This window comes from Citrobacter sp. Ce104 (assembly GCF_030334595.1).
Lineage (GTDB): Bacteria > Pseudomonadota > Gammaproteobacteria > Enterobacterales > Enterobacteriaceae > Citrobacter > Citrobacter europaeus.
Genome location: NZ_JAOWDP010000068.1, coordinates 899007 through 905262, shown reverse-complemented (window position 1 = coordinate 905262; position 6256 = coordinate 899007). Strand labels below are relative to the sequence as shown.

Below are 6256 nucleotides of genomic sequence, written 5' to 3'. Positions count from 1 at the left end.
ACCAAGGTATGTGAGAATGTCTGCAATAGTATTTTTCCCGATAATGTCACGGCCTACAGAAGTTAAATCAGTCTGCGCTGCTGTATCATTTCCAGTGAAATACGGGAGTTTATTTGCACCGGTTTCGAGCCCAGCCAATGCCGTCAGCGTGGCATCAAGCGCCTGGAAATCCTTCCCAAAAGCGGTCCCCATTTTGGAGATAAAGCCGTTCAGGTCACCATCATCAAGCACGTCCATCCCACTTTTGTTGGCTGTATACTGTGCCAGTGCTGCCGCAATAAAGCTGGCCTGTCGAATGGCTTTGTTTACCTGCGCTGATTTTGCTGGCCCGCTAATAAAGCCGGACAAAAGCGCCGGTAGTGCTTCCCAGTCAGCCTGAGACATCACGTTAGCATTCGCTGCTGTCGCGAACGGTTTAAAGTTGTTTGTTGCCATTAGAGTATTGTCCCCCATGCTCCAACATCGAACCCGCCGATGTATTCGTTATCCATATCAAACCCAAAGAATTTAGAGCCCTCAGATGGTGCTTCTACCGAAGGCGTTTCAACATCACCGGCCCATACGCCAGCAGCTTTAACGGTGAGATAGCCCTGTTTGATAGCAGCTATCAGTTCGAGTGACACATCAGAAATATCAGTCTCGGGGAATACCCAGACCGATATCGTCATGTCCTGGTTGTCGACAATTTGCATCCTCAGGCCTGAGCCTGCAGTCGCAGCGTCAAGGATGGGAGGCAGAGAGTCGTTCCGACCGTCCCAGTTGTTGATAGCGATTTTCGCTTTCAGAATGATGCGGTACGTCTCATCACTCAGCGTCGTATAGCCAGAATCAGGATCATATGGCCCTTGCCAGATGCCCTGGTCATACCCAACCCCGTCAGTGTCCCAGCTGAAATAAACGCCGCTAATTGGCTGGCTGACGATTCGACTGCGCCCAATCCACAGACCGAGGATATCGAGCTGGACGCCGACAGCGGTATCAATATCGAAAGCGCTCACCAGTCCCTTGGTGGCCGCAGTGATATCAATCAGTGGCCGTGTACTCAGATCAACGTGATCAAAGAATCTGGGCTTAGTGGCGTGATAGTTGGTGATTAAGTCTGTGTACTTGCTCATGACGTCACCGTTAGAACAATATTTTCAGGCTTACAGGATGCTGACTCGTTGTATGCAATATTGATATTTGCCGCCGCTACAGTTCCGGTTGATTTGCCAATTAGCAGCTCCTGAATATCGTAATAACGAGCACTGCCACCACTGACCACGCCCAAGTTTGCCGGAGAGTAAATGCGACTCAGCAGAACCGAATCACCGATCGTCAGCCCGTTGATGTAATCCGCTACTGCCTGTTGAATCTGCACACCGATTTGCGACGTGTAACCGGCAAAGGCTTTCAACGTGATATGTCCGTAAATTGGGACATCAGTAGAACGCGAAAAACTGATCACGTGTGGATTGCCGTAAGTGTCCGGTACCGTGACAGAGGTCGTCCCGTAAGTCGCCGTTCCCTGCCCCTTATTCCCCCGGATTGTCTGGGCAATTTCTGTCACATCGCCACCGTCAACAATCGCGGAAATAGAGTGCGGGGGCAGCCCGTTACTATCAGTTGTCCCAGTATCGTTCTCGTAGAGCTTGTGACGTGTCACACCAGCGACGTTGGCGATCGCGCCGTCGACGCCTTCAAACGGTGTGATGGACGGTAGCGCGACGCTCTGCCCCTGCCTGATGCGCAGCTCTGCGTCGGTTTCTGCCGGTGCGCCTACAGTGGCCGCTGCTGGGTTTGTTACCGATGTCCAGCCGCGAGTCGGCGAATTGATGGTCGTGATGGTCCCCGTCAGCGCGGCTACCGCTCCACTGTTTGAGCAGGTTGCAGTTACCGTCACAGTGCCACCAACACCGATCGTCACCGAGACAGGAAGACGCCAGATCACATTATTAGTATCCTTCACGGTGCCATTAATGATGGTTGTCCCTGCGGTACCGGTTAAAACCAGATCCACGGTAGAGTTCGTCGCCCCTTTACGCGCGATACCGTTAATTTTCACGTTACTGGTCAGCGCTGCGCCGTAACCTGTAGCAGGTGAAAAGCAGTTATAGACGGAAATGGCCGTGTTATTGGCATCGTGAATAGCCAGCGCCACCAGCGCCACCATCTGACCGTCTTTGCTGTCCGGCTCCAGATAAGCGTCACTACCATAAATCTGCTGGAAATAGCTCGTCAGGGTATCGAGTATCGTCTGGTAATCAGGCGCACTGATCCCCTCAGCGGTTACCGTTGCCGATAAGCCGAGTGTGTCCAAATTGAGGGCCATTTATGCCTCGCTGGTTACTGTCGTTGTTCCGTAGAAAGTGTCGATTTCAGCGAAGAACTGGACGCGGCGCGTCGTTGTGTTCACTGTCGTATTGAAAGAGAGAATGGATTTAACGCCCCGTGTTTCGAGGATGCGCTTACGGATCGCCAGGTTGTAGGTTTCGGGTTTCTGTTTACCGAGCACAGACTGAATCCACGGTGTTCCCTCTGTGGTATCGAGAAACCACTGCCCATACCATAATTCGAACCGCGTTTTCACAGCCTGCGCCACGGCTTCAGGCGAGTTAATCAGCCAGGTATCATCGCCGCTGCCAAAGGTGTAATCACCATCGGCACCTTCACGTCTGTATCGCATTAATTCACCTCATCCGTATCATCGTTGCCACGCTGTACCCCTCCGTGGGTGTGCGTATTGTCGATGGATTTACCGTTAGCTTTGACGGTACCGATAAACTCGACTGCGCCAGTAATTTTGGATGCGACGCCTGAGACAACAGAACCAACCATGCCGCCCAACCAGGACAGGAGCCCGTGAATAGTGACTTTCTCCGAGAAGTCGGCCAGAGGGGTAACTACATCCAGACCGCCAGGCGCTACGATTTTAATTTTCTGCGTAGTGGGGTTGAGCTCAAAGAACGTGCTTCCGTCGTCGCTGCGCAACTGAGCAGCCCCCGTGTTGATTCCGCTGATTTTCTGCGCCTGCGACTGTGGCCCAACTATACAGAATGCATCTGATAAATCATGCAGCCGCTCGTCGACAGGCTCCTGCACCCCGCCGTTCTGCCACCAGAAATCGATGCAGCGATCGGCAAAAATCACCAAGCATTCATCACCGGCTTTAACCGGGAACGTTAGCGTGCATCCCCCGCCGCGCGGAAAAACCACTGGCACATCCACCAGCAGCGGGTAGTTATTGGTAACGCGGTTCCCGTCGTTATCGGTTTCAACCGAACGGATAGCAGGCTGCACAACTACCGTAACCGCGCCGGGATCGAATGACTGAACGATGCCAGGCAAAGCTACGCGGATCTGGTTTTTAGTGGTTTCCCGCTCAGATTTGAATGTTTCGGCAAGGTCGCCGCTGCGGGTCTGGTCAGATAATGCCATTTGGTCGGCTCCTAAAAGCAAAAAACCCGCCGTTAGGCGGGTTTTCTTTTCGAATACTGAATTAAGGTAGCATTGACTTGATTTGTCTGGCATTCGCTATCGCTGTGTCTTTGTCATACTGAGTGACTGTTTCTGATAGCTTATAATCGGACTTAGTGCGCAACTGTTTAGTTAGGTGCAAAATGCCTGCCAGTTCATACTGTTTGGTCGGAGGCATGCCTCCATTGAGTGCTGCACAAAGATTTGAATTTAGAGAATTAATCAGTTTATCGTGCATTCCTGATGGTGCAGTCGACAGAGCTATACCAGCCTTTTGAACCCTATCGATAACATGCAAATAACCGGAATAATATGCCCGGCTTACCGAGTTTCTGAGTTGCATTTCGTCAACCGCTGATTCGAAATCACATGCTAAATCCAAGAAATCATCAGACGTTACAGGCATCAGTTTTATCTTCCTCTGACTCACTCACAAAAACAGCGCCAACCTCCCAATCAATCAATCCTTCATCAGCACGTTTAGCTATGAGACTTAAATTCATGGCTGCACAAACTTGAGGATTAAGATTAGGAACATGCAATTCATAAAGCAATGATGTTTCATCAGGATATTCCGAAACATCAATTAAATGGTTTACAGCTTGCAATTTTTGCCCAAGATTCAATTCGTCGTACATGATTTCAGCGAGATGCTTAATAGTCTTTGACTTGCCAGTTTTTTCAGCAAGTTCTAAGTAGCTCATTCCGTTATCCATGTCGCACCTCTCTTTCTCATAACCTTTCGGGAAAACCTCTTCCAACATATTGGTCTTGGTAAGTAGAGAATACATTTCACGCATGAACCCAAAATCACCAGTATTCATCGCATAAAACAAGGCATCACGAGCGATCAATGGGCTCACAACATAGCATTGTGAACGCCGCGTAACTTCTCGCGCTTCAATAGGCCCACAACGCCAAAAGCTACACAAAGAAAACTGACGCCAAGTTATCCAATCTTGAGGGCGCAACGCTAGCGCCTCTTCCATTAGCTCAGAACCAAGCTCAGGATTGTTTAAAGAATAGTAGATCGTACCCAAAGTTACAGATTTTAAACCTTTTGTTCGGATCTCTTCTGCCTGAGCCAACATACGTTTTGCAACGAAATCCGTAATTTTCTGCTCTAAGAACAAATACGGCCTTATGTTTGCAAGTATACGATTGGTTGTATCAATATCCCTATCTTCTTGCGTCTTGAGCTGCGTCACAAAGTCTCACTCTATGGTGTTTGTCCAGAAAGAACCCTTGAACAGGGGCAAGAGATTGTCTGTGTTATTATGGTTTGAGTCAACCAGCCACAACAACTTATGTTGTGCATTTATTACAATGTAGCTTTACAGGCATTGGGTTGCCACGATTTAAAGCGCAATATTGAAATTCAACCATCAACTTTCTTACACGGGAAAGATCCGATGATTTTCGGCGCGTCCATGCTGTTCTGCAGCAGTTGGACATTCAGGAATCGCGTTTCGGTACCCGGACGGCGAATGTATTCAAAGCCGTAGTTGTTACCGTCTTTGGCAGGCATAAGCCCCATGTCTGCCTTCATACCGTTTCCATTACCGAGAGTTTTGATTTTCTGGGAGGTAACAGTCTCACCATTAATCCTGAACAATGAGTCAGGAACCAACTCCAATTTGTAACCACCACATTGCAATGTGATGCCGCCGGGATTTGCAGCAAAAGCTAACCCAGGCAGGAAACAGAGTCCGATAACAATCAACTTTTTCATTCTTATCCTTCCCGCTGTAAAGACGACGACGAACGGAGGTCCGCCGCGCCACGCGCTTCGCACATCATATCCATGTACCACGCCTGGCCCCTTGTATCGCCAGTGTACATAATCCCGCGCACAATATAAACGCCATCCGTTGCGATGCTGGCAGGTTGTGCTGTGGTGCCGCTGAGCGTGATATTACCGTCCGTGTTCTGGTCGGTGATCTGCCCACCAGCCATAGCAATATCGTTATTTGACAGCGCGGTGCGGTACACGGAAGCCTGATCCAGCTGAATGAGCCCGTTAACCCGGATGTTCGGGTTAATCAGCGCACGGACGTTTACGCCGTTGCCGATAGTCTGCTGCGGCATGCCGATAAGCCCGGTGGCGCTGTTGAGCGCAATCGCGTCGTGAACATACTCGTTATTCGCCACCATCTGGCGTTGACCGTCCACGAACTGCCATGTTGCGCCACATTGTCCGGCCACGTTATCCATAAGATGCCGAGTCATACCAAACAGCACCCGCCCTCGAGGGAATACGGTAGCAGGCATTTCAGGCGTCAGGCCTTCGGCCGCGCCTTTGGCCTCGAAGTCTTTCATCAGCGCACGGTTCACATCTGCGACCGTGTAACCGGCTGCCAGAGTCTGCGAGGTTATGCTGGTGGCAAAAGCCAGATCCGTATCGGCTGCCTGAATCAGGACATAGGAATCAATGGGGCTGTCTTTTCCTGTGACCGAGTAGCGAATTTCACCGCTGAAAATCAGTCCGTAGTTGCGTCCATCACTCTGGCCCACCGTGTCGGCGTCGACTTCCCGCGCAATGCCGACGTCACTGGCTGCCACCTCCGACGCTATGCCATCATAGCCAGCGATGAGCCGCACCTTAGAAAATTCCTGCCCGGTGATGCGGTTCACCGTATCAGCTGACAGGTTATAGATTTTGAACGTTCCCACGCGTGACGCGCTACTGATGTTGAACCAGTCAATCGTAAAGGTCACTTTAAAATCGCTGAGCTCAATACCCTGCCCGTTCTCGTCCACGAGCTGCAGCTCGAAATGTCTCATCCAGTTCTGTGACATA

At 50.5% G+C, this 6256-nt stretch carries 8 protein-coding genes and 1 pseudogene; all 9 read right to left on the bottom strand.

The window, feature by feature from the left end; translation table 11 throughout:
* Nucleotides 1-435 (bottom strand): annotated as a pseudogene (locus tag OGW16_RS22740) (gp53-like domain-containing protein); the annotation flags it as partial.
* Nucleotides 435-1115 (bottom strand): baseplate wedge 1 family protein, encoded by a 681-nt coding sequence (locus tag OGW16_RS22735; RefSeq protein ID WP_286518962.1) that lies wholly within the window; start codon nucleotides 1113-1115, stop codon nucleotides 435-437. The pseudogene OGW16_RS22740 and the gene OGW16_RS22735, both read right to left, overlap by 1 nt.
* The gene (locus OGW16_RS22730) at nucleotides 1112-2311 is read right to left on the bottom strand and encodes a baseplate J/gp47 family protein (RefSeq protein ID WP_286518960.1); all 1200 of its coding nucleotides are present in this window, start codon (nucleotides 2309-2311) and stop codon (nucleotides 1112-1114) included. The genes OGW16_RS22735 and OGW16_RS22730 overlap by 4 nt, the downstream gene beginning before the upstream one ends.
* Nucleotides 2312-2665, bottom strand: coding sequence for a contractile injection system sheath initiator (locus tag OGW16_RS22725; RefSeq protein ID WP_286518958.1), 354 nt, complete (start codon nucleotides 2663-2665; stop codon nucleotides 2312-2314). It abuts the gene before it with no gap.
* Nucleotides 2665-3417 (bottom strand): Gp138 family membrane-puncturing spike protein, encoded by a 753-nt coding sequence (locus OGW16_RS22720; protein ID WP_286518956.1) that lies wholly within the window; start codon nucleotides 3415-3417, stop codon nucleotides 2665-2667. Before OGW16_RS22720 ends, OGW16_RS22725 begins: the two co-directional genes overlap by 1 nt.
* Before the next feature lie 61 nt (nucleotides 3418-3478).
* The gene (locus OGW16_RS22715; RefSeq protein ID WP_286518954.1) at nucleotides 3479-3862 is read right to left on the bottom strand and encodes a hypothetical protein; all 384 of its coding nucleotides are present in this window, start codon (nucleotides 3860-3862) and stop codon (nucleotides 3479-3481) included.
* Complete coding sequence (locus OGW16_RS22710; RefSeq protein WP_286518953.1) at nucleotides 3846-4664, bottom strand: hypothetical protein; 819 nt, start codon at nucleotides 4662-4664, stop codon at nucleotides 3846-3848. Before OGW16_RS22710 ends, OGW16_RS22715 begins: the two co-directional genes overlap by 17 nt.
* A 170-nt stretch (nucleotides 4665-4834) precedes the next feature.
* Nucleotides 4835-5188, bottom strand: a complete 354-nt coding sequence (locus OGW16_RS22705) for an STY1065/STY2022 family phage-derived protein (RefSeq protein ID WP_130061015.1) — start codon at nucleotides 5186-5188, stop codon at nucleotides 4835-4837.
* A 2-nt stretch (nucleotides 5189-5190) separates the two neighbouring features.
* Nucleotides 5191-6255: a hypothetical protein gene (locus tag OGW16_RS22700; protein ID WP_115455350.1), complete on the bottom strand. Its 1065-nt coding sequence runs from the start codon at nucleotides 6253-6255 to the stop codon at nucleotides 5191-5193.
* Nucleotide 6256: the final 1 nt, after the last annotated feature.

Coding starts and splice junctions, on each gene's coding strand:
- OGW16_RS22735 (WP_286518962.1), bottom strand. CDS start 1,115: ATGAGCAAGTACACAGACTTAATCACCAACTATCACGCCACTAAGCCC.
- OGW16_RS22730 (WP_286518960.1), bottom strand. CDS start 2,311: ATGGCCCTCAATTTGGACACACTCGGCTTATCGGCAACGGTAACCGCT.
- OGW16_RS22725 (WP_286518958.1), bottom strand. CDS start 2,665: ATGCGATACAGACGTGAAGGTGCCGATGGTGATTACACCTTTGGCAGC.
- OGW16_RS22720 (WP_286518956.1), bottom strand. CDS start 3,417: ATGGCATTATCTGACCAGACCCGCAGCGGCGACCTTGCCGAAACATTC.
- OGW16_RS22715 (WP_286518954.1), bottom strand. CDS start 3,862: ATGCCTGTAACGTCTGATGATTTCTTGGATTTAGCATGTGATTTCGAA.
- OGW16_RS22705 (WP_130061015.1), bottom strand. CDS start 5,188: ATGAAAAAGTTGATTGTTATCGGACTCTGTTTCCTGCCTGGGTTAGCT.
- OGW16_RS22700 (WP_115455350.1), bottom strand. CDS start 6,255: ATGTCACAGAACTGGATGAGACATTTCGAGCTGCAGCTCGTGGACGAG.